This is a genomic window from Mesorhizobium sp. B263B2A (genome assembly GCF_020165775.1).
GTDB lineage: Bacteria > Pseudomonadota > Alphaproteobacteria > Rhizobiales > Rhizobiaceae > Mesorhizobium > Mesorhizobium opportunistum.
Genome location: NZ_JAIUIU010000015.1, coordinates 1 through 22,487 on the forward strand (window position 1 = coordinate 1; position 22,487 = coordinate 22,487).

Genomic DNA, 22,487 nt, shown 5'->3' on the forward strand with positions numbered 1-22,487 from the left:
CGGCGACGCCGAGACGGAGTGGGGGTCGACCAGTTCGGGCGCGGTTAAGCGAAGATATCAAACCGCGCCCCGCCCGTCGGCCGACCAGGCGCCAGCACCGGCCATGGCCAGCGCCAGGAAGCCGCCCGCGATCGCAATGTCCTTCATCAGCATCTGCTGGTGCAGGAAGGCGAGCGTCGCATCGCCAGCGCCCTGGCCGTAATGACCGATGAAACCGGCCGCGATGCAGAAGGCGGCAAGCAGCAGCGCCACGATCCGCGTCTGGAAGCCGATGAGGATCAGCAGCCCGGCGATCAGCTCGAACAGGCCCGTGCCCCAGGCGGCAAGCGCGGGCAGCGGCAGGCCCAGGCCGGCGAAATAATTGGTGGTGCCGGCGATGTTGGCGAGCGCCTGGAAGCCGGACGGTACGAACAGCACGGCAAACAGCAGCCGCGAAACGAGAAGCAATGCGTTGCGGGCCATGGCCATCTCCGTTGTCGCCGCACGATCGTGCTCAGCCGGCGGCCAGGCAGTCTACGCCTGCGAGGCTACGGCTGAAACCGGAGGGCCGCCTATTTGAGACAACGAAAAAGCGACGCGGAAAATTCCGTGCCGCTTCCATTTTCAAGGCTTGGGAGGGAAGGCTTGGAGCAATTCCGAGGAAAAGCGCATAGCGCTTTCCCTCGGGAACTGCGTCAGAACAGGGAAACTCAGCCGCGCTTGGCGTCGATAGAGTAGGCGCCGGCGCCCGACGAAGCCAGCAGCAGGAAGCCGCCGGTGATGGCGAGGTTCTTGAGAAACTGGATCATCTGCATCTGGTCGGCCCAGCCGGTGTGGGCGACAAGGCCGGTGGCGACCGTGAAGATCGCGAGCACCCAGGCGGCGATCCTGGTCTGGAAGCCGACGAGGATGGCGAGCCCGCCGAGCAGTTCGATCAGGCCGACGACGACGGCCGTCACTGTTGGCAACGGCAGCCCGAGGGCGCCGAAATAGCCAGCGGTTCCGGAAATGGCAGTCAGCTTGCCGAAGCCGGAAAGCAGGAAAATGACCGCGAGCAGGATGCGGCCGAGCAGGATCGTGACAGAACTATTGGACGCTGTGCCGGCGCCGGCGGCGGAAGTGTTGGTGGACATGGTGGCTCTCCGAATGGGTTGAATGACCACCCAGATAGACGATGCCGACTGTTCACCAAAGCCGCCTATGTGGCGACACATTGTTCACAGGTCATACGTTTCCGTGATCGCGCGACGCGCGCGAAATTCATGTCGGATGACGCGGTGACGGGGGTAAATTTTCCCGCCGAAAACCTCACCCCGGATGGGTCATGTCCGCGGGCCGCACCAGCCTGTCATAGTCGGCCTCGCTGACTAGGCCGGTGGCCAGCGTTTCCTCGCGCAGCGTCGTGCCCTTTTTGTGCGCGGTCTTGGCGATCTTGGCGGCATTGTCGTAGCCGATGGTTGGCGCCAGCGCCGTCACCAGCATCAGCGAGCGGTCGAGGGCCGCCTTGATGTTGTCTTCGCGAGCCTCGATGCCGACGACGCAATTGTCGGTGAAGGAGACCGAAGCGTCGGCGAGCAACTGCACCGACTGCAGGAAGTTGTAGGCCATCAGCGGGTTGTAGACGTTGAGCTCGAAATGGCCCTGGCTGCCGGCGAAAGTGACGGCGGCATTGTTGCCGAACACCTGCACGCAGACCTGGGTCAACGCTTCGCACTGCGTCGGGTTGACCTTGCCCGGCATGATCGACGAGCCGGGTTCGTTTTCCGGCAGCGACAATTCACCGAGGCCCGAACGCGGACCCGAGCCGAGGAAGCGGATGTCGTTGGCGACCTTGAACAGGGCTGCGGCAGCGGCATTGATGGCGCCGTGCGAGAACACCATGGAATCGTGTGCCGCGAGCGCCTCGAACTTGTTGGGCGCGGTGACGAAGGCGATGCCGGTGATGGCGGCGATGCGATCGGCCACCCGCTCGGCGAAGCCAACCGGCGCGTTGAGGCCGGTGCCGACGGCGGTGCCGCCCTGCGCCAGCTCCTGCAGGCCGGGCAGCGTCAACTCGATGCGCTTGATCGACGAGGCGACCTGCGCCGCATAGCCCGAGAATTCCTGGCCCAGCGTCAGCGGCGTGGCATCCTGCGTGTGGGTGCGGCCGATCTTGATGATATGGTTGAACTCCCTGCTCTTGGCGGCCAGCGCCTTGTGCAGGTGCTTCAGCGCCGGCAGGAGGTCGTGCACGATGCGCTCGGCGCAGGCGATGTGCATGGCCGTCGGATAGGTGTCGTTCGACGACTGGCTCATATTGACGTGGTCGTTGGGGTGCACCGGCTTCTTCGAGCCCATGACGCCGCCCAGCATCTCGATCGCCCGGTTCGAGATCACCTCATTGGCGTTCATGTTGGACTGCGTGCCCGAGCCGGTCTGCCAGACCACCAGCGGGAAATGGTCGTTGAGCTTGCCGTCGATAACCTCCTGCGCGGCCGCGATGATCGCCTTGCCGATGGCGGGATCGAGCCGCTTCAGCTCCATATTGGCTTCCGCTGCCGCCCGCTTGACGACACCGAGCGCCCGCACGACCGAAACCGGCTGCTTTTCCCAGCCGATCTTGAAATTGCCCAGGGAACGCTGCGCCTGCGCGCCCCAATAGCGGTCGGCGGCGACCTCGATGGGACCGAACGTGTCGGTTTCGGTTCTGGTCTTTGGCGTGCTCACGGCAAGTCTCCGGTCTGTCGATTTGGGCAACGGCGTATCGCGTTGCACAAAACGCATCAAGCGGAGATTGCGGACGGTGAGGATGCAAATCGGTTGAAGGAACGCACCTCGCTCCCAGCGGCGCAACCGCGTGCGCGGGAAGGAGATTTTGCCGAAGGGGTAGCGTTGGCTTGCTTTTTGTCAGGCTAGGGGTGGGCCAACGATGTCGATGCCATTGCTTGCGCAGAGCCGCACCAGTGCCGCGATGATCTCCGGCTTCGGCTCCATCTGCGGCGGCAGTTCCGGCCGTTCTGCCGGACGGCTCGCCTGACGCAGCATCGTCTCGAAATCGGAACCGCGCGTGACGGTGAGGCTGCGCGCGCCTTCGGGTGACTCGACCCGGTAGGTGTGCGGCAGGCCTTTCGGCGCGATGACTGTCTCGCCGGCGACGGCAATCCGCTCATGGCCATCGATCTGAAAGCGCAGCCGCCCTTCGAGAACGTGAAACACCTCGTCCTCGTGCCGATGCACATGCAGCGGTGGAGAGTCACCATATGGCATGCGATGTTCGACAACGCAGATGGCGTCTGCTCCCGCGTGCGAGGAAATGTGGATGGCGACGAGCGTGTTGTTGAACCAGAAGAGTTCCTTGCCTGTGGTCGTCCCGACGGTCATTGTCACGGTTCTTCCTCCTTTGTTGCCTGTGCCGACGGGCGCCGCCGACAACGACCTAACCAGGGACATGCCCACGATGGAAATCCAATGATCGTATGGGGCGAATTGATGCGATGAATTTGAATGGCCTCGATCTCAATCTCGTCAGGGTGCTCGACGCGCTGCTGCGGGAAAGAAGCGTCACGCGTGCCGGTGAGCAGATCGGCCTCAGCCAGCCTGCCGTCAGCGCGGCGCTCAATCGCTTGCGCCACATCCTGAACGACCAGCTATTCGTGCGGCGCGGCAACGACATGGTGCCGACGCCGCGCGCGGAGAGCCTGGCTGAGCCGGTGCGTCTGGCACTGCGCGAGATCGAACGCGCCTTCCATTCGGCGCAGCCGTTCGATCCGGCGGAGCTCGAACGAACCTTCACGCTCATGGGTGCCGATTTCTTCTCCATGCTGCTCATGCCAACATTGGCGGCGCGCGTCGCGGCCATCGCACCGCGTGTGTCGTTGAGGTTTCTCGATAGCGCGCGCGGCGATGTTTCGCAGCTGCTCCAGGATGATGAAATCGACGCGGCACTGGAACGTCCACTGGAGGTCTTGGACTGGGTCTCCAGCGTACCGCTGTTCCATTCACCTTTCGCAATCATTGCGGCGCGGGACAATGCTGCGATCAGGCAGGCGGGGATCGCGGACGGCGAGCTGCTGCCGCTTGAGCTTTTCTGCGAACTGCCCCACGTTCTTCGCTCAATCGACGGCTCGATGTCGGGTTCCACCGATGAGGCGCTCGGCAAGATCGGAAGGAAGCGTCGTGTCAGCCTGGCACTGCCGCACTTTCAGGCTGTCGCGTTGGCCGTGGCAAACGGAAACTACCTTTCCGCGGTTCCCAGGCAGTTCGCCCTTTGGGCGGCGAAGACCCTGCCGCTCGCCATCTTTGAACCGCCACTTCCCATTGCTGTTCCTGAAATCAGGATGTACTGGCACGCGCGCCACGACGACGAGCCACCTCATCGCTGGATTCGCACTCAGATCCTGGAAGTTGTCGAGGCTCTTGGATTTGTGCGCTGCCCGTGAAGTTGCCGGCAGGTAACGACCAGACAGTTCACCCCGCAGTATACCCGCCATCGATCGCGAAGATACCACCGCTCGTCCACGCGGCATCGTCGCTTGCGAGATAGACCGCGATGCCAGCCAGATCGTCCGGGTGGCCGATGCGGCCCAGCGGATAGCTGCGGTCGACATAGGCCTTCAGCTCCGCCTGTGCCTCGGCCGGCAGGTTGTCGACGGTCTTGCGCCGCATGGCGGTGTCGACCGTGCCGGGCGCGATGGCGTTGACCCGGATGCCGCGCGGGCCGAGTTCGAAGGCAAGCGATTTGGTCAGCGAATTCAGCGCGCCCTTGGACAGCGAGTAGAGGCTGGATGGCCGCTTCGGGATCATCTTGTTGGCGAAATAGGAAGAGATGTTGATGACGGACGCGCCGGCGCCGAAATGTTGCAACAGGCCCTGGGTGAGGAAGAACGCCGCCGTCACATTGAGCGCGAAGGAGTGCTGGAATTGCGCCTCGCTGACGGTTTCGAACGGCACGAGATAGGCGACACCGGCATTGTTGACGAGGATATCGAGCGGCTGGCCGGCGCCATTCACATGCTCGACGACGGCGGCGATGCCGGGGCTGACGGCAAGATCGGCCGACAATGTCTCGACCGTGCCGACAGGACCGGTAGCCGTCAGCTTCTCCCGAGCGGCTTCGAGCTTGCCGGCGTCGCGCCCGACGATCAGCATATCGGCGCCCTCGCGCAGGAACGCCTCGGCGATCGCCAGGCCGATGCCGTCCGAACCGCCGGTCACCAGCGCGCGCTTGTTGCGAAGTTTCATGGGAACGCTCCAAAGCAGCCTTGGCCAGCCCAAGAGCACTGCATAGTCGCGGCAGTGGTCAACCCAGCGGCCTATCCCACGGTATGAACTTCGATCGCCGCCGGCCCTGCGGCTTGCTTCGGAGGGGCGAACAGGATAGCCGGCTTGACCGAGCGGTCGTGCAGTTTCAAGTGAGGCGCCACGGGCTTCCTATCGAAATACCTTTCCCAAGAAGCATTGTTGAATCCCGCAAGAGCATTGTTGAAAATGGCTACTCTCGAGACGGCGAACCGAAAGCTTCCCTTGCCGGTCGATGTCGTCGAGGTCGGCAGGCGCTTTCTGCCCGGGCTCAATCGGGGTGAAATCTACTGTCGCCTCGACGACGGGAAGCTCATCGTGCGCTCCCGTGCCGCCTGGCTTGAACGGCACGTGCAGGTCCTGACGCTGATTGCCGAGGCATTGGCGTCGCTTGGCGCCCGCAGCATGCCGCCTTTCTACATGCTTCTCGGGGACACCCCGTCCCGCAGAAGGCATCGCCGTTTCCGCACCCGCTTTGCCTTCTCCCAAGCCGACGGCTATGGCGAGGTGGCGGCGCCCGATTTCGTTTTCGATGGATGGCCGGACGCAAAGTTCGACGACTATGATGAGAAGACACGAGCGATGGCGGCAGCATCGGAAGAGCCGCCGCGCGACAACAGATTGTTCTGGGCGGGGCGCTGCATGAACGAAGCCCGCAAAAGGGTCGTCGATCTCGCAAAAGCCCGGCCAGACTTGCTGGAGGCTTACGACACCGAGCCGAACTACGACGTCGCCGTCAATCGCTATTCCACCAGGTTCAGGACGATGGAGGAACAGGTCGCGACGTACAGGTACATGATCGACATCGAGGGCGCCGGCTACAGTGGCCGCCTCAAGATGCTGCTCCACACCAAACGGGTGGTCCTGCTGCAGGATCGGCCATGGCGCGAATGGTTTTTCGACGATATCGAGCCGTTTCGACACTATGTCCCGGTGGCGCGCGACATGTCGGACCTGGCCGAACGCATCGAGTGGCTGCGCGTCAATCCGAAGAGGGAAGCCGAAATAGCCACGGAGGCGCAGCACTTCGCGCAGACCCGCCTGACCCGCGCGGCGGCCGTGGCGGCATGGGCGAAGCTCCTGGGGGATCACGCCGCCGCCGGCGGCAATCTGAAATCCGGTCTCCAGCACCGCAAGCGCGCAACCGGCTGGCCGATCTGACCGTGCGCCTGTTCCCATGAGGTGAAACTCAGCCCGGCTGGCAAGCCAGCCGGTTTACGCGCCGACGGCCGCAGGCCGGTGCATGGCCAGTCGCGCGGCGACAAGATCCCTGACCTGGCGGATCGCCTGTTCGCGCGATACGCTGCCTGGTTGCAGGCCGAGCCGCAGCCAAAGCCCGTCGATCAGCGCGGTGACGCCAAGCGCTATGTCGTCCGCATCTCCAGGCGGGGCAAGGCCGCGCAGGCCGGACAACAGGTTCGAGCGCATGCGGGCGTGAAGCACCTTCTGGATGCGCGCCAGCTTCTCGTCGCGCGGCACCTCGGCGCAAAGCGAAAGCCAGGCATGACATAGCGGTGGCCGGAACAGGTGCTCCTCGAAATTGCCGTCGATCACGGCATCGAGGCGCTCCATCGGCGTCCGCGCCTGGCGTAGTCGGGCGACCACCGCGTCGCGCAGGACGGCATTGGCCTCGCGCATGGCATGCTCGAACAATTCCTGCTTGTTGCGGAAGTAGTGCAGCACGATGCCCTTGGAGGCGCCTGCGTGGGCGGCAACCTTTTCCAGCGTGGCACCTGCAATGCCCTCGCGCTCCAGCACCGCGAAAGCTGCCTGCCGCAATTCCTTGCGGCGTATGTCGCCGAGACGCTTGAGTTTCACGGGTTCGATCCATGCATGGCGAATCCACGTTGACATTTTCGTCCGGTCAGATCAATCATTGACCAGTGGGACAATAAAAAGACCAATTGGTCAATCCGACAATAATTGGTCACAAGAGGAGAACCGAAATGTTGCGCATCCTTGCAAACGGCGTGTGTCTAGCCGCGTTGGCGCTGGCGTCTCAGGCAGCCCAGGCGGCAGAAGCGGAGGAGTGCAGGACGGTCCGCATGGCCGAACCGGGCTGGAACGATCTTGCCTTCACCACGGGCGTGGCCAACGTCCTGCTGCAAGCGCTCGGCTATCAGCCGCAAAGCGAGGTGCTTGGCATCAACGTCATCTACGAAGGCATGAAGAACAGGGATCTCGACCTGTTCCTCGGCTATTGGGACCCGGCGATGGTCACTTACTACGAGCCCTATAAGAAGGATGGCTCGATCGAGAATGTGCGCGTCAATCTCGTCGGCGCCAAATACACCTTCGCCGTGCCGACCTATGTCTGGGAGGCCGGCGTCAAGGACATTGCCGACCTGCACAAGTTCGCCGACAAGTTCGGCAAGAAGATGTACGGCATCGAGCCCGGCTCCAACCAATTGATGATGGACGCCATCGCCGATCCGAGCTTTGGCCTCGATGGCTGGCACGTGGTCGAGTCCAGTGAAGCCGGCATGCTCTCCGAGGTCGGCTACGAGATCAAGGAGAAGCAGTTCATCGTCTTCCAGGGTTGGGCGCCGCATCCGATGAACACCATGTACGATTTCAAGTATCTGACCGGCGGCGACAAGTTCTTCGGCCCGAATTTCGGTGCCGCCACGGTGACGACGCAGGCGCGCAAGGGCTATCTCGATCAGTGCCCGAACGTCGCGCAATTCTTGAAAAATCTCGCCTTCGACATCGATTTCGAGAATGTCGGTATGGGCTACCTGATCAATGACGGCATGAAGCCGGAGGACGGGGCGCTGAAGGCGGTCACGCTGAACAAGAGCCGCCTCGATGCCTGGCTCGCCGGCGTCACCACTTTCGACGGCAAGCCCGGCCTTGCCGCGGTCAAGGAAAAGCTCGGCCTGTGAGATCGGCCGCGCTGGATGCCTTGCCCGACGCTGGGGCGGAACAGGAGGCCTGGGCCGGCCGCAAGCGATTGATCGATGTTGGCGACCTCGAGGTCGCCTATGTCGAGATAGCGGGCACCGAGCCGGCGCTGCTTCTGGTGCATGGCTTCACCGACACCAGCCGCAGCTTTTCGCTTCTTGCGCCGCATCTGGCCGGCCGCCGGCTGATCATGCCCGACCTGCGCGGCCACGGCGCATCGCAAGCGGGAAAAGGCTTCGGCATCGCCGATTTTGCCGATGACATCGCCGCGCTGATCGGGCGTTTGCGGCTCGACCGGCCCGTCGTCGTCGGCCATTCCCTGGGCGCCATGGTGGCCATCGTGCTGGCCGCTCGGCACAGCGACCTTATCGGGGGGCTGGTGGTCATGGCCGGCACGGTGAAGCCTGGTTTCTCGCGCGATCATCCGCTGGTCGCGGGCGTTAAGGCCTTGCATGACCCGATATCGCCGGCCGACCCGTTCTATGCCTGGTGGCATGCCTGCCGGCCCGGCGTGCCGCAGCCCTTTCTCGCCGGCCTGGCGAAAGACGCCTCGGCGATGCCTGCGGCGCGTTGGCGCGCCATCCTGGAAGAGATTCGCCGGGCCGACCTGACCGATGCGGCACAGACAGTTCGGACCCAAACGCTGATCCTAGCCGGCGCGTGCGACCCGCTGTTCGGCGAGGCGCACCAGCAGGCGTTGCTCCGCGCGCTTCCTGATGCTGTCCTCGTGCGAGCCGACGCGTGTGGCCACAATCCGCATTGGGAGGAGCCGGCTTTTGTCGCCAGGGCCATCGGCCGGACCTTTGGCGAAGCCTGAACTCAGCCGAATAGTGAGCGAAGCATCGACACCGGGTCGCCAATGAGGCCCAGCGCATGCAGGATCACCGCCACGGCGAAGGCGATGATGAGGATCCGGCTGGCGATCACCAAGGCAAAGCCCAAGGGGTTTTTATCGACGTTGAAACGATAAATGCCATCATTGGCGACGCCCGAGGACAGCGATCTGTATATGCCCCAGACCGCCGCGAGGGCTAGCAGGCCGAAGACCGTTGCAATGAACCACTGCGGCATGGGTGACGTCCGATTGGATGTCGGCAGCACAAAACAGCCGGATTAAGCAATCGCTGATGTGCCGAGCAGCGATCGCCCGGTTGGCGAAAGCCGCAGCACGTCCGTCGGCTTTGACAGCCTCGGTTCCACGGCCCGCTGGAAAGCCTGCCAGCCGAGCGAGGCTGCAAGCGTCGTCTGGCATTGCGCGTGGGCATCCTCGCTTTCGAAGCCGGTGACGGACAGGAAAACATTTTCGCCGGTTCGAACCGGCAGGCGTGAAAACGTGTTTTCGGCGCGCTCCGTCATGAACGCCCCGAGCAGGCGCGCGCCGTTCGCGGCAAGCTGCGGGGCGGCCTCTGTTCGAAAGCGCTCAGCGAAGCCGGTTTCGGTGGCTGGCCGCAAATGATGAATCGAAATCTCAACGAGGGTATCTAAAGCGCTTTGCGGGTTTGGTTTTCCGGCTTCCGCCGCGGCTGGCCTTTGCAACCCCGACAGATCGAAACCCGCGCTCGGCCATGCCGGCTTCAAAAGCAGAACGTCGTCTGAATCGATCATCGTGGCGTTAGCGGCGTCCCGATGTTCGACCCAGACCGGGCCGCCATAGAAGGCCGTCAGCGCGTCTTTCCTAGTCTCCATATCGTCGAAGCCGCGCAGCCAGACGAACATGTCAGGACGGTCGAGATCCCTGAACTGGCCGATAATGGTCATCCCGGCGTCTTCCTGGCCCTCGATGAACTTGCTGTCGAAGAGGTCGATGAGTGTGTCGCGCTGGCCCGATTTCAACGTGTATTGCCGCAATTCGACGACGGGCGACGCGCATGCCGCAAGCTCCGACTTGGCATTGAGGGGCAGGTCCATCGCGTTCTTCTCCAAAACAGGGTGATCATCCTGTTTATAAACAGACCGGTTGTCCTGTTTTGTCAACATGCTATTGTCCGGCAATGTCAGCAGAGATGACCATTCGACCGGGCCCACGGTCTCGCAACCGCATCAACGACCCCCAGGGCATGCGCCGGAAAATGCTCGATGTCGCCGAGGTCGCGTTCCAGGCGCGCGGCTATCACGCGTCCAGCCTCGGCGATCTGATGGCGGCGGCAGGGGTCAGCGGCGGTGCGCTGCATCACCATTTCCCGACCAAGAAGGCGCTGGCGCTGGCGGTGATCGAGGAGCGCGTGGCAGCCGCGGTCGAAGAGACATGGATCGTGCCGGTCAAGGCTGCGGCCTCGGTGCGCGAGGGCGTGCGCCTCGTCTTCGAGGCTGTGGCGGCCGAACTGGAACAGCAGGGTTTCGTGCGCGGCTGCCCGCTCAACAACCTGGCGCACGAACTGTCTCTTGCCGATCCGGAGTTCCGCACCGCCCTTGCCGGCATCTTTTCGGGATGGCGGCAGGCGATCGCCGACAAGATCAGGGCCGACCAGCAGGCGGGCAGGGAGCTGGGCATGGATCCCCAGCGCTTTGCGGCGCTGGTGATCGCCACCTACTCGGGCGCCATGTCGATGGCCAAGACGGCGCAGGACGCCGGCCCGTTGCGCGATTGCCTGGCGGCGTTGGAGTGGGACGCTTCCCAGGCCGAGCCGTCTCATGGTGAGTCGTCCCAGGGCGAGACGGGAGCGAGGCGGCGTCGCAGGGTGCTGCGGCGGTACGGAACCTCGTGAGGCCAGTCCCTTACCGGCCAGTCTCCCTTACTCGGCCAGTCTCCCTTACCCGGCTAGTCTCCCTTACCCGGCTAGCATCCCTTACTCGGCCAGCGGTTTGATTGTCTCGTAGCCGTTCACCGATTCCTTGCTGGTGCGTTCATCGTAGCGCCGGGCGAGGGCGGCTTGCAGATCGGGTGCATAGAGCGCGGTATAGGCATCGAGCGTCTCGCCTGCTCCGTTCTTGAAGGTCTCCTGGACGGCGAGCACATTGTATTTGCAGTCGCCCAGGCTGAACGTCTCCTTGCCCTTGACCACCAGCGTCAGCGTCTTGGTGCTCTTCGGCTGCTTGCTGGGCGACAGCTCGACAAACTCGATCGTGCCTTTGGTCCCCTTCTTCAGCGGAAACAGTTTTCGCAGGTCGGAAAACGGGATCATCGCCAGCCGGCCGGTGTCGCTGTCGCGAAACACCTCGATCAGGCCGGCAAACAGGAACTGCTTCTGTGGTGATTGCGAAGCATAGGTATTGGCGACGGAGACTATTCCGCCGGCTACGGGCCGAAACTCGCTTTGGATGCCGGGCCTCGCCAGAATGAAGCCATTCTTGGCGGACTTTGCGTCGATGCAACCGGCGGCATGTGCGGTGCTCGCGGACGGGATCAGGATCGCGGCAAGGATCGCGCAGATCGGTGCGGTTTTCATTTCGTCCTCCTCTGCTCGCGCAAGTTGAAGGCTAGACATGCCAGACCTTAGACATGCCAGACCTTAGACATGCCAAACCCATCACTCTGTGTCGATGCTCGGCAAGGAGAGGCGCTGGACGGCCACCCGCTCTCCATGCTGAAATTCCCCGATGATGAATCGCCTTTCGCCGCTTTCACGACGCCGCTTTCTGGTGGGGACCGCCGGTCTTGCCGCAGCTGGCGTGCTGTCACGATCGGCGCTCGGTCAGACCGGGCAACGCATCCAGCCCATCGACGCCACCTTCCTGTTCATCGCCGATATCCATGCCTGCCGCATGGCAAGCGGTTTGAGCCCCAACTGCCAGCAGGAAGGCAAGACCGACGCGGCACTGCTGCGCAATGTCGCGGCGCTGAACGCCATCGGCGACAAGGACTGGCCCGCCGAAATCGACGGCGTCGCCACCGGCCTGCGTTCGGCTGGCAGCCGCATCGGCACGCCGCTCGGTCTCGTCGTTGGCGGCGACATCACCGACGACGGCGGCGGCCAGATCACCCAGCCGAGCGAGGGCACGCAGCTTTTGCAGTTCAGCCAGCGCTACCAGCAAGGTGTCGGCCCCGATCGCGTTCACATGCCGGTCTATGTCGGTCTCGGCAATCATGATCTCGACCAGAACGGGCCGCCGCACCATGTCGACTGGTATCGGCGCGAAATGCGCGACTATGTCGAGGTCAACCACCGTGCCGGCGTCTTCTTCAAGCCGCCCGCGCCGGCCACCAGCTATGATGTCGACACCGACTGCTATTCCTGGGACTGGGGCGGCCTGCATCTCGTCCAGACCCATCGTTTCGCCGGTGATACCGGCCACGGCGCCGAAAGCAGCCTGCCATGGCTGAAGCAGGACCTGGCGACCTACGCGGCGGACGGTCGCCCCGTCATCCTGTTCCAGCACTATGGCTGGGACACATTCTCGATCGAGCGTTGGGATGCCGTCAAGAGAACCTACGACGATGACGGCGCCGGCGCGCCGCACTGGTGGGGCGAAGCCGACAGGCAAGCGCTGCTGGCGGCGCTGAAGGGCTACAATGTCGTCGCCATCTTCCACGGCCACCAGCACGCCACGCCGCTGATCTACCACCGCGACGGGCTCGACCTGTTCAAGCCGAAGGCCGCCTATATGGGAGGTTTCGCCGTCGCCAGGGTGACCAGCGACGGCATGGACGTCGCGCTTGGCGAGGCGATCGATGACCATGGCGAGGTCGCTTTCACCAATGCCTTCAGCAAAGGCTGGAGCACATGACAGTCGATGCAGCCATCCGAAGAGCTCAGAGCGCCTTCTTGATTTTTTCCTTCATGTCGCCGTAGGCCTTCTGCACCTTGCCGGTGGCCTTGTCGGCCATGCCTCTGGCCTGGGTCTGCCTGTTGCCGGTCGCCTTGCCGGCGGCCTCCTTGACCGAACCCTTGACCTGCTTGGCCACGCCTGCGACCTGATCCTTGTTCACCATTTCCGCATCTCCCGGGTTTTGAATTCTAAGGAATTCATCCGCGACAAGCCAACGGACAGATCCCGCTTGGGTTCCAGGCGTCGTTCGCCCGGCAGATCAGGTCGCACCGTCGCTTCCTGGCGAGAGGTCGGCAGGCTAGGCTGTGAATACGCATCGGGTTTGGACAATCGTGCGCGGGGAGAAAAATGGCGGAATTCACGCTCTACATCGGCAACAAATGCTTCTCCTCATGGTCGCTGCGGCCATGGCTGGCGATGAGGCATCTGGAGATTCCGTTCGAGGAAGGTTTTGTGCGGCTGCGTACGCCGGAGACCGCCGCCAATCTGGCGAAAGTGTCGCCGACCGGTCAGGTCCCGGTTTTGAATCACAGCGGAAGGATCGTCTGGGAAACCCTTGCCATCCTTGAATATCTTGCAGACCTCTACCCGCAGAAAAAACTCTGGCCGGACGACCTTGGCGCCCGCGCGCTGGCGCGCTCGGTGGCCACCGAGATGCATTCCGGTTTTCGCGAAGTCCGCTACGGCTGGCCGATGAATTTGCGCCGGCCCAAGGTCCATAAGCCGCTCGACGCCGAAGGCGAGGCGCAACGCGCCCGCATCGAGGCGCTGTGGCGCGAGTGCCGCGAAAAATACGGCAAGGGCGGCCCGTTTCTGTTTGGCCATTTCACCGCCGCTGACGCCATGTATGCGCCGGTCGTCACCCGCTTCGACACTTATGGCGGCGCACTGGCGGCCGACACCAGGGCCTATGTCGACGCCGTGCTGGCCACACCGGCGATGCGGCACTGGTATGCCGAAGCGGCGAAGGAGACGTGGCCGGAACCCGGGCCGGACGAATAGCCTCGCCATAGGGCTGGGCTTCCAGAAACGTTCGCGCGGCCTATCTGAAGGGGTGGGCCGGGCATCTGGAGAAGATCCATCATGACATCCTCTAATTCCCCTCTCATGGGCAAGGTCGCGCTCGTCACTGGGGCCTCGTCGGGCATCGGCGAGGCGACCGCGGCGGCACTTGCCGCCGCCGGCGCCAAGGTGGCGGTCGCCGCCCGCCGCGCCGATCGCCTCGACATGTTGGTTGGCCGCATCGAGAAGGCTGGCGGCAAGGCGCTCGCCATTGAAGCTGACATCGCCAAGAGCGGCGACATCACCGCCATGGTCGACAAGATTGTCTCCGAATGGGGCCGGCTCGACATTCTCGTCAACAATGCCGGCGTCATGCTGCTGTCGCCGGCGGCCGAAGCCGACCTCGACGATTGGCGCCGCATGATCGAGCTCAATCTGATCGGCCTGATGGCCGCCACGAAGGCGGCGCTGCCGCACCTCAAAACTGCCAAGGGCCATGTCGTCAACGTATCCTCGGTCGCCGGCCGCGTCGCCAATCCGGGTGCCAGCGGCTACGCGGCAACCAAGTTTGGTGTCGTCGCCTTCTCGGAGTCGCTGCGCCGCGAGGTCTATGTCGACAAGGTCCGCGTCACCGTCATCGAACCCGGCTTGGTGCGCACCGAGCTTGGCGACCACATCACCAATCCCGCCATGAAGGCCGGCCTCGACCAACGCCTCGCCACCCTGGAAGCGCTGACCGCCGATGATATTGCGAACGCCATCCTCTACGCCGTCAGCCAGCCACCGCGCGTCAACATCAACGAAATCCTCATCCGCCCGACCGATCAGGAGCGCTGAACCGCAGCGCGGGGCAGGGACCTATGACCTCCAGTCGCGTGACCTCGGGTTCCATGACGAGATACTGCCGCTGAACGGCGCGAGCTTACGACCCGGCACATACAAGAACGCCCCTCGCACCTTTTATCGTGCGGGAGGCGTCCTTTTGTCAGCAATCCTGAGATTGATAGGACTACCGACACCCTCGAAATGCGCCAGCGTGGAATTGGTTCCGGCGTGATGCTTTCTGATGAAAAATGAACGCGTGGTCGTTCAGCGGCTTGGCCAGTTGAGACCCATGCGCCAGGCAACCCAAAATTGAATCCGGGTCGCTGAAAAACCAGAAATTGACTCGCCGCCAAAAGAAGTCTAGAAGAAACATGTCGATATTTGTTTGACTGACTTTTGTTATCCGCGCCCGAATGCGCGCCTTTGACGAACTTCCCCATCAAAAATCGAGACAAAAATCGTTGTGCATTCGCACCGCGATTAGCGAATATTTGCCATGGAAAGGGTTCGTTTATGAGCACCGGCACAGTTAAATGGTTCAACGCCACCAAAGGTTTTGGTTTTATTCAGCCTGACGACGGCTCGGCCGACGTTTTCGTCCACATCTCGGCCGTAGAGCGCGCCGGCATGCGCGACATCGTCGAAGGCCAGAAGCTTGGCTACGAGATGGTCCGCGACAACAAGTCGGGCAAGATGTCCGCCGACCAGTTGAAGGCGGCCTGAAAGAATTCGGCCCTCCCGGTGACCACGGATGTACTGGCACCGGTGAGTGGCGAATTCTGGCGCATGGCCACGGAGACCTGAGTTTCCAAGGCACATCATGCGCATGAGAGGAGTGTTCCTGTGCATCCATCCTGTGCATCCATCTGGATGCGCGTGGATGCGCGGTACTCCCCACGGAAGGTCAGGCGGTGCCTGGCCTTTTTCATTTTACGCTTGTTGCCGCTGAAAATGCGCTGCGCATCGTGCTGAACGTGCTAAGGGACGCTCCAGCAGTGCGTGGTCCTGACCGAAGACCCGGTCTCGCCCTATCGGCACCAGGCTCCTGACAGGAGAAAGATTTTGACCGCCCATTCGAAGACAGCCGCCGAACCGGCGGTGTCGCTGTTCAGCAAGACGCAAACCCAGTCGATGTCGCTCAACCGCATCATGTCCGAGCGCGATGCCGTCAGCGAGGCGCGTGAGGCCAAGACGGCACGCTTGCGCGAACTGCGCCTGGAAAAGGAAGCCGACGAGATGGCCGCGGCCGCGGCCCGCCCGGCATTGCCGAAACGGGCTGGAAAACGCTGATGGCCACCAAGCGCGTACCGCCAATGCCGATCGCCGCCGACGCGACCATCGCCGACATGGTCGAAGGGCTCGACAAGCCGGTCGAATATGTCCGCCGCGTCCTGGAAAAGCTCGAGCGCTGCAAGCGCGCCCATGGCGATGCCCAGGTGCGCGTCGGTGTGCGCGGCCGTGCCGAGTGCCCGAACTACCTGATCGAATATGTCCGCGAGGACAGCAAGACCCATGAGCGGGTGACTTATCAGGACGCCGCCTACAGCGGCAGCACGCATCGCGAACTGGCGCCCCACCACATCGAGGCGGCAAAGAACTGGTCGCCCGAGGAAATGAACATCACGGCGGTTTCGGCACTGATCGGCCGCTTGCGCAATCCGCGCGCACTATCATCGCGTTTCGCCGACGAGGACTGACATGGCCATAAAATTCTCAGCCAAGGACCAGCCTGCGGCGCCGGTCGCCGCAGTAAAGCCGGCCAAGCCGGTCGCGCCGAAGGCCGACGCTGCCGACACCGCGACCGACCTGTTCAAGTCGCCGGCCGAGACGCCCCGCGGCAAGGCAGGCAAGAAGAAATAGCGCCTTGCCGTGCGACGCCGATCATGACCTTGCCGCGCTCGCACCGCGCGGCTCGCGGGTGCCTGCCTTCGACTGCCAGAGCTGCGGCGCCTGCTGCTCCTACTCGGCCGAATGGCCGCGTTTTTCCACCGAGGATGACGCGCAGCTCGACCGCATCCCGGAAAAATATATAGCGGCTGACCTGTCCGGCATGCGCTGCGACGGCGTGCGCTGCTCGGCCTTGTCCGGCGAAGTCGGCAAGGCGACGGCTTGCGGCATCTACGATGTCCGGCCAGACGTCTGCCGCGCCTGCATGCCCGGCGACGCGGAGTGCCTGATGGCGCGCCGCGAACACGGATTGCCGGTGTAACTGCCGATCTCCCCCGCTTGTGCGCGGCCCCGCGGCCCGGTACCTTCCTGGCCGGGCAGGCTGCCGGAGGAGATCATCGTGAGCATCGAATTCCTGTTGACGTCGCTGATCGTCGTGGCTTCGCCCGGCACCGGCGTTCTCTACACGCTGAGCGCCGGACTTTCGCGCGGTGCGCGGGCCTCCATCATTGCCGCCTTCGGCTGCACGCTCGGCATCATCCCGCACATGGCCGCCGCCATCACCGGCCTCGCGGCGCTGCTGCACACCAGCGCGGTCGCCTTCGAGACGCTGAAATATCTCGGCGTCGCCTATCTGCTCTACATGGCCTGGAACACGCTGAAGGAGAAGGGCGGCCTGAGCGTCGAGGACAATGTCGCGCCGCGCTCGGCCGGCAAGGTGATCGCCACCGGCGTCCTCGTCAACGTGCTCAACCCGAAACTGTCGATCTTCTTCTTCGCCTTCCTGCCGCAATTCGTCAGCACCACCGAACCCAACGCGCTGTCGAAGATGCTGGAGCTCAGCTCCGTCTTCATGCTTTTGACCTTCGTGGTCTTCGTCGGCTACGGCATCTTCGCCGCCTCGATCCGCAGCCATGTCGTGTCGCGGCCCATGGTGCTGACCTGGATGCGTCGCACCTTCGCCGGAGCCTTCGTTATGCTTGGCGCCAAGCTGGCGCTGGCCGATCGGTAGCGCCACGGGAGCGGTTCAGTCCCGCTGCTCCGCTCCCGTGCTTGTTCATACGCAATTCCGGACCGAAAACCGGATATCCCTGTTCAGGGCGCGCTATCCCTTTACATAGCCCATCGCCTCGACGATCCGTCCGTCGGCGACGCGCATGAGGTTGACGCCGCGCACCGAATGGCCGTCGGCCATCCAGTAGCGCCAGCGGATCGTGGCACGGTCGCCGGCCACGAAAGTCTCTTCGATGTCGAAGCGCGTGCCGGGTCCGGTGGCGATCGCCGACCACAGTTCGACGCAGGCGGCCTTGCCGGCGCGGCGGGCGCCGTCCGGCGCCGGGGTGGTGTTCTCGATCACGCAGTCCTGCGCCACCAGGTCGTTGAGCGCCGATGGATCGTGACGCTGGAACACGTCGTTGTAACGCCGCATGATTTCGGCTGTTTGGCCGGAGAGCTTTGCCGTGGCGAGGTCGATGATGATTTCCCTGGTCATTGGTTGGCTCCGTTCGTTCCGTGATTGATGGCGGCGTCGACGAGGGTCGCCTTCAATGTGATCGTGGCGACACCTGCCAGCGCCCGGGAGACCAGGCAGCCTGCCTTGGCCGACTGCGCCAGCCTCTCGAAATCGTCGGCGCCCAGCCCGGCGACACTTGCCCCAGTCTCTAGTTCGATATGAGTGATCGTCGGTCCGGCCGCGGTCGCCCCGAGATGCACCTTGGCTGTCGTGTGGACAGTTTGGGGCGTATGGCCCTCGCTGCCGAGGACGGCGCTCAGCGCCATCGAGAAGCAGCCGGCATGCGCCGCGGCGATCAGCTCCTCCGGGTTGGTGCCTGGACCGTTCTCGAAACGCGACGGAAAGGAATAGGCGCCTTCGAAGACACCGCTGCCGAGCCGCAACCGGCCCGTACCTTCCTTCAGCGTGCCTTGCCATTTGGCCGAAGCTTCACGAATTGTCATTGGTCTGCTCTCCCTTGTTTGATTGCGAGAAGTTGGGATCAGGCGCCGTCGATGGTGACCTTCCCAAAGACGTCGCCTTGCTGGAAATAACGGTACGCGTCGCCGGCCTCGGCAAAGGCAAAGCTCTTGTCGATGACCGGCCGCAACCCGTGCTGCGAGACCGCGCGCAGCATGGCCTCGAGGTTGGTCCGGCTGCCGACGAAGAGGCGGCTGATGGTTGCGAGGCTGCGCTGGTAGAGGGCCGCGGGCATTTCGATCGATCTGCCTCGTGCATCCTGCAGCGTCAGCAGCACGATGTGCCCGTAGAGTGTGCTTGCGATCAGCGATTGCGCGAATGTCGCCGGGCCGCCGGTTTCAACGACAAGGTCGATGCCGCCGGTCTGGTCTCGGACCGTCGCACCCCATTCGGCCATCTCCGATGTCGAGATCACAAGATCGGCGCCCAGCGCCCGCAGCCTGTCGGCCTTCGCGCCGCGCGAGGTGACAGCCGCGACGCGGCAGCCGAGCAGCTTGGCGAACTGCAGCGCAAACAGCGAGACGCCACCGGAGCCGATGACCAGAACCCACTGGCCAGGCTTCGGCATCCCGGCGCCCGTCACTGCATTCCAGGCGGTGACGCCGGCGCAGGTCAGGGTCGCCGCTTCGTGCCAGTCGAGATGATCGGGCAGGCGTACGGCCCATTGTTCGTCGAGGACGGCATATTCGGCCAGCATACCGTCAAGCGTGCAGCCGAGCTGGTCGATGAGACCGGCGTTTATGCGGCCGTCGATCCAGCGTGCGAAATAGCTGCCGGTGACGCGGTCGCCGACGGCGAAGCGAGTGACTTCATTGCCGATGGCGACAATTTCACCGGCGCCATCGCTCAGAGGCACGATGCCCCGGCGCGGCGTCAGCGGATAGGTGCCGTTGAGGATCATCGTGTCGCGCCGGTTAAGCGAGGCGGCGCGAACGCGCACCATGATTTCATGAGGTCCTGGCTCCGGCCGAGGCTCGTCGCGCATCACCAGGCTTTCGATTCCCGCGGATCCTTCAAGGCGATAGCTTTGCATGTCGGTCTCGAATATATAGACTGATCTACATATTATGTAGACCGATTGTCATATTCGATGCAAGGCCTATAATGATCGCTGCTGACAGAGGTTGACATGGCGAACGATACACGGGCCCGCATACTCGAAACGACTGGACTGCTGCTCAGGCAGCGCGGCTATCACGGCACTTCGCTCAACGACATATTGAGCGCCAGCGGCGCGCCGCGCGGCTCGCTCTACTTCCATTTTCCCGGCGGCAAGGACCAACTCGTGATCGAGGTGACGCGCGATAGCGTTGCCGACGTCACCGAGAGGCTTGGCGCGGCTTTGGCCGCCGAACGCGACCCCGCGGTCGCCGTCCACCACATCTATCAGTCGGTCGGACACATGCTCGAAGAGAATGAGTTCTCACTCGGCTGCCCGATCGCGCCGGTCGTGCTGGACTCGCCAAGCGACGTGCCCGAGCTTGCCGAACTGTGCCGCTCGGCCTTCGAGCAGTGGATAGGCTTGCTGCGAGATGCCTTCGTCAGGGCAGGGGTGCCCGAGCGTCGCGCGCATGCCTTGGCGCTGCTGGTCGAATCATCTCTGGAAGGGCTGATGGTGATCGCGCGCGCCACCCGCGACCGCGCCCCGCTGCAGGCGGTCGCCGACGAGGTCGCGGCACTGATTGAAGGCGCCGTGCTGGCTGGGGGAGCACGGCAACGCGCGGATACAGCCGTCTGACGCCGATCGAAGGGTGGCGATCAGGAGCATGCAAACAAAAAGGGCGGCATCGCTGCCGCCCTTTCCGTATCTGAAGGCTGATGGAAGCGTGGATTAGAAATCCATACCACCACTCAAGCCCGCTTGCGGGCTTGAGCAATGTGAGTTCATGGGCGTGCTTTATGGATTTCTTAGAAATCCATGCCACCCATACCGCCCATGCCGCCGCCCATGCCGCCAGGCATGCCGCCGCCGCCAGCCGACTCCTTCTTCGGAGCCTCCGCGATCATGGCTTCGGTGGTGACGAGCAGGCCGGCGACCGAGGCCGCGTCCTGGAGGGCGGTGCGCACGACCTTGACCGGGTCGACGATGCCCATGGCGATCATGTCGCCATATTCGCCCGACTGGGCGTTGTAGCCGAAGGTCGCGCCCTTGTTCTCAAGGATCTTGCCGGCAACGATCGAAGCTTCCGCACCGGCGTTGGCCGCGATCTGGCGGGCCGGAGCCTGCAGCGCACGACGCACGATGTTGATGCCGGCGGCCTGGTCGGCATTGACGCCGGTGGCCTTGATGTTGGCCGAAGCGCGCAGGAGAGCGACGCCGCCGCCCGCAACGATGCCTTCTTCCACGGCCGCGCGGGTCGCGTTGAGGGCGTCATCGACGCGGTCCTTCTTTTCCTTGACTTCGACTTCCGTCGCACCGCCGACGCGGATCACGGCAACGCCGCCGGCGAGCTTCGCCAGACGTTCCTGCAGCTTCTCCTTGTCGTAGTCCGAAGTGGTCTCTTCGATCTGCTGCTTGATCTGGGCAACGCGGCCCTGGATCTCGGCCTTCTTGCCGGCGCCGTCGACGATGGTGGTGTTCTCCTTGGAGATCGACACCTTCTTGGCGCGGCCGAGCATGTTGAGGCCGACGTTCTCGAGCTTGATGCCGAGGTCTTCCGAGATGACCTGGCCACCGGTGAGGATGGCGATGTCTTCCAGCATGGCCTTGCGGCGATCGCCGAAGCCCGGAGCCTTGACGGCGGCGATCTTCAGGCCGCCACGCAGCTTGTTGACGACCAGCGTGGCCAGGGCCTCGCCTTCGACGTCTTCCGAGATGATGAGCAGCGGCTTGGAGGTCTGCACGACGGCTTCGAGAACCGGCAGCATGGCCTGCAGGTTGGAGAGCTTCTTCTCGTGGAGGAGGATGTAGACGTCCTCGAGCTCGGCAACCATCTTGTCGGCATTGGTGACGAAGTAGGGCGACAGGTAGCCGCGGTCGAACTGCATGCCTTCGACGACTTCGAGCTCGGTCTCGGCGGTCTTGGCTTCTTCAACCGTGATGACGCCTTCGTTGCCGACCTTCTGCATCGCTTCCGCGATCATCTTGCCGACCGACTCGTCGCCATTGGCCGAGATCGTGCCGACCTGGGCAACTTCCTCGGAGGTCTTGATCTTCTTGGCAGCCTTGCCAAGCGCCGCGACGACTTCGGTCACGGCCAGATCGATGCCGCGCTTCAGGTCCATCGGGTTCATGCCGGCGGCAACGGCCTTGTGGCCTTCCTGGACGATCGACTGCGCCAGGACGGTCGCGGTCGTGGTGCCGTCGCCGGCGATGTCGTTGGTCTTCGAAGCGACTTCGCGGACCATCTGCGCGCCCATGTTCTCGAACTTGTCTTCAAGTTCGATTTCCTTGGCGACAGTGACGCCGTCCTTGGTGATGCGCGGGGCGCCGAACGACTTGTCGATCACGACGTTGCGACCCTTGGGGCCGAGCGTGACCTTCACCGCGTCGGCGAGGATGTTGACGCCGCGCAGCATGCGCTCGCGGGCATCACGGGAGAATTTTACGTCTTTGGCAGCCATTTTTTAGCTCCTGGCAGGGGCTTGGGGTAAGCCCGGAATTCAGTTGACGGTGAGGCCGATAATCAGCCGATGATGCCCATGATGTCGGATTCCTTCATGATCAGAAGGTCTTCGCCATTGAGCTTGACTTCGGTGCCCGACCACTTGCCGAACAGGATACGGTCGCCAGCCTTGACGTCCAGCGGGACCAGCTTGCCAGCTTCGTCGCGAGCGCCGGAGCCGACGGCGATGATCTCGCCTTCCTGCGGCTTTTCCTTTGCCGTATCCGGGATGATGATCCCGCCAGCGGTCTTGGATTCGGATTCGACCCGGCGAACGACCACGCGGTCATGAAGCGGGCGGAACTTCGACTTTGCCATTTTTTCTTCCT

General features: G+C 63.4%; 30 protein-coding genes. 15 read left to right on the plus strand and 15 right to left on the minus strand.

Translation table 11 applies throughout. The features are described from left to right. Positions 1–57 precede the first annotated feature (57 nt). From LB568_RS21740 to LB568_RS21755, 4 genes are all read right to left on the minus strand, one after another. Complete coding sequence (locus tag LB568_RS21740) at positions 58–462, minus strand: DoxX family protein (RefSeq protein ID WP_013896200.1); 405 nt, start codon at positions 460–462, stop codon at positions 58–60. A 227-nt stretch (positions 463–689) separates the two neighbouring features. After that, complete coding sequence (locus LB568_RS21745; RefSeq protein ID WP_023766427.1) at positions 690–1,112, minus strand: DoxX family protein; 423 nt, start codon at positions 1,110–1,112, stop codon at positions 690–692. A gap of 175 nt (positions 1,113–1,287) precedes the next feature. Beyond that, positions 1,288–2,685 (minus strand): class II fumarate hydratase, encoded by a 1,398-nt coding sequence (fumC, locus tag LB568_RS21750; RefSeq protein ID WP_224731166.1) that lies wholly within the window; start codon positions 2,683–2,685, stop codon positions 1,288–1,290. A 180-nt stretch (positions 2,686–2,865) separates the two neighbouring features. Beyond that, positions 2,866–3,339, minus strand: coding sequence for a cupin domain-containing protein (locus LB568_RS21755; protein WP_181176724.1), 474 nt, complete (start codon positions 3,337–3,339; stop codon positions 2,866–2,868). A 95-nt stretch (positions 3,340–3,434) separates the two neighbouring features. Here LB568_RS21755 and LB568_RS21760 point away from each other — a divergent pair, with 95 nt between their 5' ends. Then, positions 3,435–4,397: a LysR family transcriptional regulator gene (locus LB568_RS21760; protein ID WP_224731167.1), complete on the plus strand. Its 963-nt coding sequence runs from the start codon at positions 3,435–3,437 to the stop codon at positions 4,395–4,397. Between the two features lie 28 nt (positions 4,398–4,425). On the opposite strand, the gene LB568_RS21765 is transcribed toward LB568_RS21760, so the two are convergent. Continuing rightward, complete coding sequence (locus LB568_RS21765; RefSeq protein WP_224731168.1) at positions 4,426–5,199, minus strand: SDR family NAD(P)-dependent oxidoreductase; 774 nt, start codon at positions 5,197–5,199, stop codon at positions 4,426–4,428. Positions 5,200–5,445: 246 nt separating this feature from the next. On the opposite strand from LB568_RS21765, the gene LB568_RS21770 reads away from it, so the two are divergent. Beyond that, on the plus strand, positions 5,446–6,417 hold the full coding sequence (locus LB568_RS21770; RefSeq protein ID WP_224731169.1) for a glycosyl transferase family 90: 972 nt from the start codon (positions 5,446–5,448) through the stop codon (positions 6,415–6,417). A gap of 54 nt (positions 6,418–6,471) precedes the next feature. Here LB568_RS21770 and betI read toward each other — a convergent pair whose 3' ends face one another. Then, positions 6,472–7,110, minus strand: a complete 639-nt coding sequence (gene betI, locus LB568_RS21775; RefSeq protein WP_140780060.1) for a choline-responsive transcriptional repressor BetI — start codon at positions 7,108–7,110, stop codon at positions 6,472–6,474. Positions 7,111–7,202: 92 nt separating this feature from the next. Here betI and choX point away from each other — a divergent pair, with 92 nt between their 5' ends. Together choX and LB568_RS21785 are read left to right on the plus strand one after the other, a co-directional pair. Continuing rightward, a complete protein-coding gene (gene choX / locus LB568_RS21780; RefSeq protein ID WP_224731170.1) occupies positions 7,203–8,141 on the plus strand; it encodes a choline ABC transporter substrate-binding protein in 939 nt (312 codons plus the stop codon). Next, positions 8,138–8,977, plus strand: coding sequence for an alpha/beta fold hydrolase (locus LB568_RS21785; RefSeq protein ID WP_224731171.1), 840 nt, complete (start codon positions 8,138–8,140; stop codon positions 8,975–8,977). The genes choX and LB568_RS21785 overlap by 4 nt, the downstream gene beginning before the upstream one ends. Positions 8,978–8,979: 2 nt before the next feature. Here LB568_RS21785 and LB568_RS21790 read toward each other — a convergent pair whose 3' ends face one another. Both LB568_RS21790 and LB568_RS21795 read right to left on the minus strand, forming a co-directional pair. Continuing rightward, positions 8,980–9,231, minus strand: coding sequence for a hypothetical protein (locus tag LB568_RS21790; protein ID WP_224731172.1), 252 nt, complete (start codon positions 9,229–9,231; stop codon positions 8,980–8,982). Positions 9,232–9,273: 42 nt separating this feature from the next. Continuing rightward, the gene (locus tag LB568_RS21795) at positions 9,274–10,068 is read right to left on the minus strand and encodes an NIPSNAP family protein (RefSeq protein WP_224731260.1); all 795 of its coding nucleotides are present in this window, start codon (positions 10,066–10,068) and stop codon (positions 9,274–9,276) included. A 149-nt stretch (positions 10,069–10,217) separates the two neighbouring features. On the opposite strand from LB568_RS21795, the gene LB568_RS21800 reads away from it, so the two are divergent. Further along, complete coding sequence (locus LB568_RS21800) at positions 10,218–10,865, plus strand: TetR/AcrR family transcriptional regulator (RefSeq protein ID WP_224731173.1); 648 nt, start codon at positions 10,218–10,220, stop codon at positions 10,863–10,865. An 81-nt stretch (positions 10,866–10,946) separates the two neighbouring features. Here the strand turns inward: LB568_RS21800 and LB568_RS21805 are convergent, their stop codons facing one another. Then, entirely contained in the window at positions 10,947–11,546 is a 600-nt protein-coding gene (locus tag LB568_RS21805; protein ID WP_224731174.1) for a hypothetical protein, read from the minus strand. Positions 11,547–11,697: 151 nt separating this feature from the next. On the opposite strand from LB568_RS21805, the gene LB568_RS21810 reads away from it, so the two are divergent. Further along, positions 11,698–12,825 (plus strand): metallophosphoesterase, encoded by a 1,128-nt coding sequence (locus tag LB568_RS21810; protein ID WP_224731175.1) that lies wholly within the window; start codon positions 11,698–11,700, stop codon positions 12,823–12,825. A gap of 25 nt (positions 12,826–12,850) precedes the next feature. On the opposite strand, the gene LB568_RS21815 is transcribed toward LB568_RS21810, so the two are convergent. Then, positions 12,851–13,030: a CsbD family protein gene (locus LB568_RS21815; RefSeq protein ID WP_013896186.1), complete on the minus strand. Its 180-nt coding sequence runs from the start codon at positions 13,028–13,030 to the stop codon at positions 12,851–12,853. Between the two features lie 185 nt (positions 13,031–13,215). On the opposite strand from LB568_RS21815, the gene LB568_RS21820 reads away from it, so the two are divergent. The 8 genes from LB568_RS21820 to LB568_RS21855 all read left to right on the plus strand — a co-directional run bounded on the left by LB568_RS21820 (position 13,216) and on the right by LB568_RS21855 (position 17,593). Continuing rightward, complete coding sequence (locus LB568_RS21820) at positions 13,216–13,869, plus strand: glutathione S-transferase family protein (protein ID WP_224731176.1); 654 nt, start codon at positions 13,216–13,218, stop codon at positions 13,867–13,869. Positions 13,870–13,950: 81 nt separating this feature from the next. Beyond that, positions 13,951–14,706, plus strand: coding sequence for an SDR family NAD(P)-dependent oxidoreductase (locus LB568_RS21825; RefSeq protein ID WP_224731177.1), 756 nt, complete (start codon positions 13,951–13,953; stop codon positions 14,704–14,706). A 501-nt stretch (positions 14,707–15,207) separates the two neighbouring features. Then, positions 15,208–15,417, plus strand: coding sequence for a cold-shock protein (locus LB568_RS21830; protein WP_010915421.1), 210 nt, complete (start codon positions 15,208–15,210; stop codon positions 15,415–15,417). 339 nt (positions 15,418–15,756) lie between these two features. After that, a complete protein-coding gene (locus LB568_RS21835) occupies positions 15,757–15,984 on the plus strand; it encodes a hypothetical protein (protein ID WP_224731178.1) in 228 nt (75 codons plus the stop codon). Continuing rightward, positions 15,984–16,391, plus strand: coding sequence for a hypothetical protein (locus LB568_RS21840; RefSeq protein WP_224731179.1), 408 nt, complete (start codon positions 15,984–15,986; stop codon positions 16,389–16,391). The genes LB568_RS21835 and LB568_RS21840 overlap by 1 nt, the downstream gene beginning before the upstream one ends. A gap of 1 nt (position 16,392) precedes the next feature. Beyond that, entirely contained in the window at positions 16,393–16,554 is a 162-nt protein-coding gene (locus LB568_RS21845; RefSeq protein WP_013896179.1) for a hypothetical protein, read from the plus strand. Positions 16,555–16,558: 4 nt separating this feature from the next. Continuing rightward, the gene (locus LB568_RS21850) at positions 16,559–16,903 is read left to right on the plus strand and encodes a YkgJ family cysteine cluster protein (RefSeq protein WP_263497149.1); all 345 of its coding nucleotides are present in this window, start codon (positions 16,559–16,561) and stop codon (positions 16,901–16,903) included. 78 nt (positions 16,904–16,981) lie between these two features. Further along, positions 16,982–17,593, plus strand: a complete 612-nt coding sequence (locus LB568_RS21855) for a LysE family translocator (protein WP_224731180.1) — start codon at positions 16,982–16,984, stop codon at positions 17,591–17,593. 93 nt (positions 17,594–17,686) lie between these two features. On the opposite strand, the gene LB568_RS21860 is transcribed toward LB568_RS21855, so the two are convergent. The 3 genes from LB568_RS21860 to LB568_RS21870 are packed head-to-tail and all read right to left on the minus strand — an operon-like array spanning position 17,687 to position 19,586. Continuing rightward, the gene (locus tag LB568_RS21860) at positions 17,687–18,073 is read right to left on the minus strand and encodes a nuclear transport factor 2 family protein (RefSeq protein WP_013896176.1); all 387 of its coding nucleotides are present in this window, start codon (positions 18,071–18,073) and stop codon (positions 17,687–17,689) included. After that, entirely contained in the window at positions 18,070–18,537 is a 468-nt protein-coding gene (locus LB568_RS21865) for an OsmC family protein (protein WP_224731181.1), read from the minus strand. The genes LB568_RS21860 and LB568_RS21865 overlap by 4 nt, the downstream gene beginning before the upstream one ends. Before the next feature lie 38 nt (positions 18,538–18,575). Next, positions 18,576–19,586 (minus strand): zinc-dependent alcohol dehydrogenase family protein, encoded by a 1,011-nt coding sequence (locus tag LB568_RS21870; protein ID WP_224731182.1) that lies wholly within the window; start codon positions 19,584–19,586, stop codon positions 18,576–18,578. Positions 19,587–19,682: 96 nt separating this feature from the next. On the opposite strand from LB568_RS21870, the gene LB568_RS21875 reads away from it, so the two are divergent. After that, a complete protein-coding gene (locus LB568_RS21875; RefSeq protein ID WP_013896173.1) occupies positions 19,683–20,291 on the plus strand; it encodes a TetR/AcrR family transcriptional regulator in 609 nt (202 codons plus the stop codon). 170 nt (positions 20,292–20,461) lie between these two features. On the opposite strand, the gene groL is transcribed toward LB568_RS21875, so the two are convergent. Both groL and groES read right to left on the minus strand, forming a co-directional pair. Beyond that, the gene (gene groL, locus LB568_RS21880; RefSeq protein ID WP_013896172.1) at positions 20,462–22,117 is read right to left on the minus strand and encodes a chaperonin GroEL; all 1,656 of its coding nucleotides are present in this window, start codon (positions 22,115–22,117) and stop codon (positions 20,462–20,464) included. A gap of 62 nt (positions 22,118–22,179) precedes the next feature. After that, the gene (gene groES, locus LB568_RS21885; RefSeq protein WP_006203049.1) at positions 22,180–22,476 is read right to left on the minus strand and encodes a co-chaperone GroES; all 297 of its coding nucleotides are present in this window, start codon (positions 22,474–22,476) and stop codon (positions 22,180–22,182) included. Positions 22,477–22,487 lie beyond the last annotated feature (11 nt).

What these genes read in the sequence shown, in the direction of transcription:
- LB568_RS21845 (WP_013896179.1), top strand. Translation starts at nt 16,393, where the DNA reads ATGGCCATAAAATTCTCAGCCAAGGACCAGCCTGCGGCGCCGGTCGCC.
- LB568_RS21800 (WP_224731173.1), top strand. Translation starts at nt 10,218, where the DNA reads ATGCGCCGGAAAATGCTCGATGTCGCCGAGGTCGCGTTCCAGGCGCGC.
- LB568_RS21840 (WP_224731179.1), top strand. Translation starts at nt 15,984, where the DNA reads ATGGCCACCAAGCGCGTACCGCCAATGCCGATCGCCGCCGACGCGACC.
- LB568_RS21755 (WP_181176724.1), bottom strand. Translation starts at nt 3,339, where the DNA reads ATGACCGTCGGGACGACCACAGGCAAGGAACTCTTCTGGTTCAACAAC.
- LB568_RS21805 (WP_224731174.1), bottom strand. Translation starts at nt 11,546, where the DNA reads ATGAAAACCGCACCGATCTGCGCGATCCTTGCCGCGATCCTGATCCCG.
- LB568_RS21825 (WP_224731177.1), top strand. Translation starts at nt 13,951, where the DNA reads ATGACATCCTCTAATTCCCCTCTCATGGGCAAGGTCGCGCTCGTCACT.
- groES (WP_006203049.1), bottom strand. Translation starts at nt 22,476, where the DNA reads ATGGCAAAGTCGAAGTTCCGCCCGCTTCATGACCGCGTGGTCGTTCGC.
- choX (WP_224731170.1), top strand. Translation starts at nt 7,203, where the DNA reads ATGTTGCGCATCCTTGCAAACGGCGTGTGTCTAGCCGCGTTGGCGCTG.
- LB568_RS21820 (WP_224731176.1), top strand. Translation starts at nt 13,216, where the DNA reads ATGGCGGAATTCACGCTCTACATCGGCAACAAATGCTTCTCCTCATGG.
- LB568_RS21875 (WP_013896173.1), top strand. Translation starts at nt 19,683, where the DNA reads ATGGCGAACGATACACGGGCCCGCATACTCGAAACGACTGGACTGCTG.
- LB568_RS21795 (WP_224731260.1), bottom strand. Translation starts at nt 10,068, where the DNA reads ATGGACCTGCCCCTCAATGCCAAGTCGGAGCTTGCGGCATGCGCGTCG.
- LB568_RS21860 (WP_013896176.1), bottom strand. Translation starts at nt 18,073, where the DNA reads ATGACCAGGGAAATCATCATCGACCTCGCCACGGCAAAGCTCTCCGGC.
- LB568_RS21740 (WP_013896200.1), bottom strand. Translation starts at nt 462, where the DNA reads ATGGCCCGCAACGCATTGCTTCTCGTTTCGCGGCTGCTGTTTGCCGTG.
- groL (WP_013896172.1), bottom strand. Translation starts at nt 22,117, where the DNA reads ATGGCTGCCAAAGACGTAAAATTCTCCCGTGATGCCCGCGAGCGCATG.
- LB568_RS21865 (WP_224731181.1), bottom strand. Translation starts at nt 18,537, where the DNA reads ATGACAATTCGTGAAGCTTCGGCCAAATGGCAAGGCACGCTGAAGGAA.
- LB568_RS21770 (WP_224731169.1), top strand. Translation starts at nt 5,446, where the DNA reads ATGGCTACTCTCGAGACGGCGAACCGAAAGCTTCCCTTGCCGGTCGAT.
- LB568_RS21830 (WP_010915421.1), top strand. Translation starts at nt 15,208, where the DNA reads ATGAGCACCGGCACAGTTAAATGGTTCAACGCCACCAAAGGTTTTGGT.
- LB568_RS21760 (WP_224731167.1), top strand. Translation starts at nt 3,435, where the DNA reads ATGGGGCGAATTGATGCGATGAATTTGAATGGCCTCGATCTCAATCTC.
- betI (WP_140780060.1), bottom strand. Translation starts at nt 7,110, where the DNA reads ATGTCAACGTGGATTCGCCATGCATGGATCGAACCCGTGAAACTCAAG.
- LB568_RS21810 (WP_224731175.1), top strand. Translation starts at nt 11,698, where the DNA reads ATGATGAATCGCCTTTCGCCGCTTTCACGACGCCGCTTTCTGGTGGGG.
- LB568_RS21765 (WP_224731168.1), bottom strand. Translation starts at nt 5,199, where the DNA reads ATGAAACTTCGCAACAAGCGCGCGCTGGTGACCGGCGGTTCGGACGGC.
- LB568_RS21815 (WP_013896186.1), bottom strand. Translation starts at nt 13,030, where the DNA reads ATGGTGAACAAGGATCAGGTCGCAGGCGTGGCCAAGCAGGTCAAGGGT.
- LB568_RS21790 (WP_224731172.1), bottom strand. Translation starts at nt 9,231, where the DNA reads ATGCCGCAGTGGTTCATTGCAACGGTCTTCGGCCTGCTAGCCCTCGCG.
- LB568_RS21870 (WP_224731182.1), bottom strand. Translation starts at nt 19,586, where the DNA reads ATGCAAAGCTATCGCCTTGAAGGATCCGCGGGAATCGAAAGCCTGGTG.
- LB568_RS21745 (WP_023766427.1), bottom strand. Translation starts at nt 1,112, where the DNA reads ATGTCCACCAACACTTCCGCCGCCGGCGCCGGCACAGCGTCCAATAGT.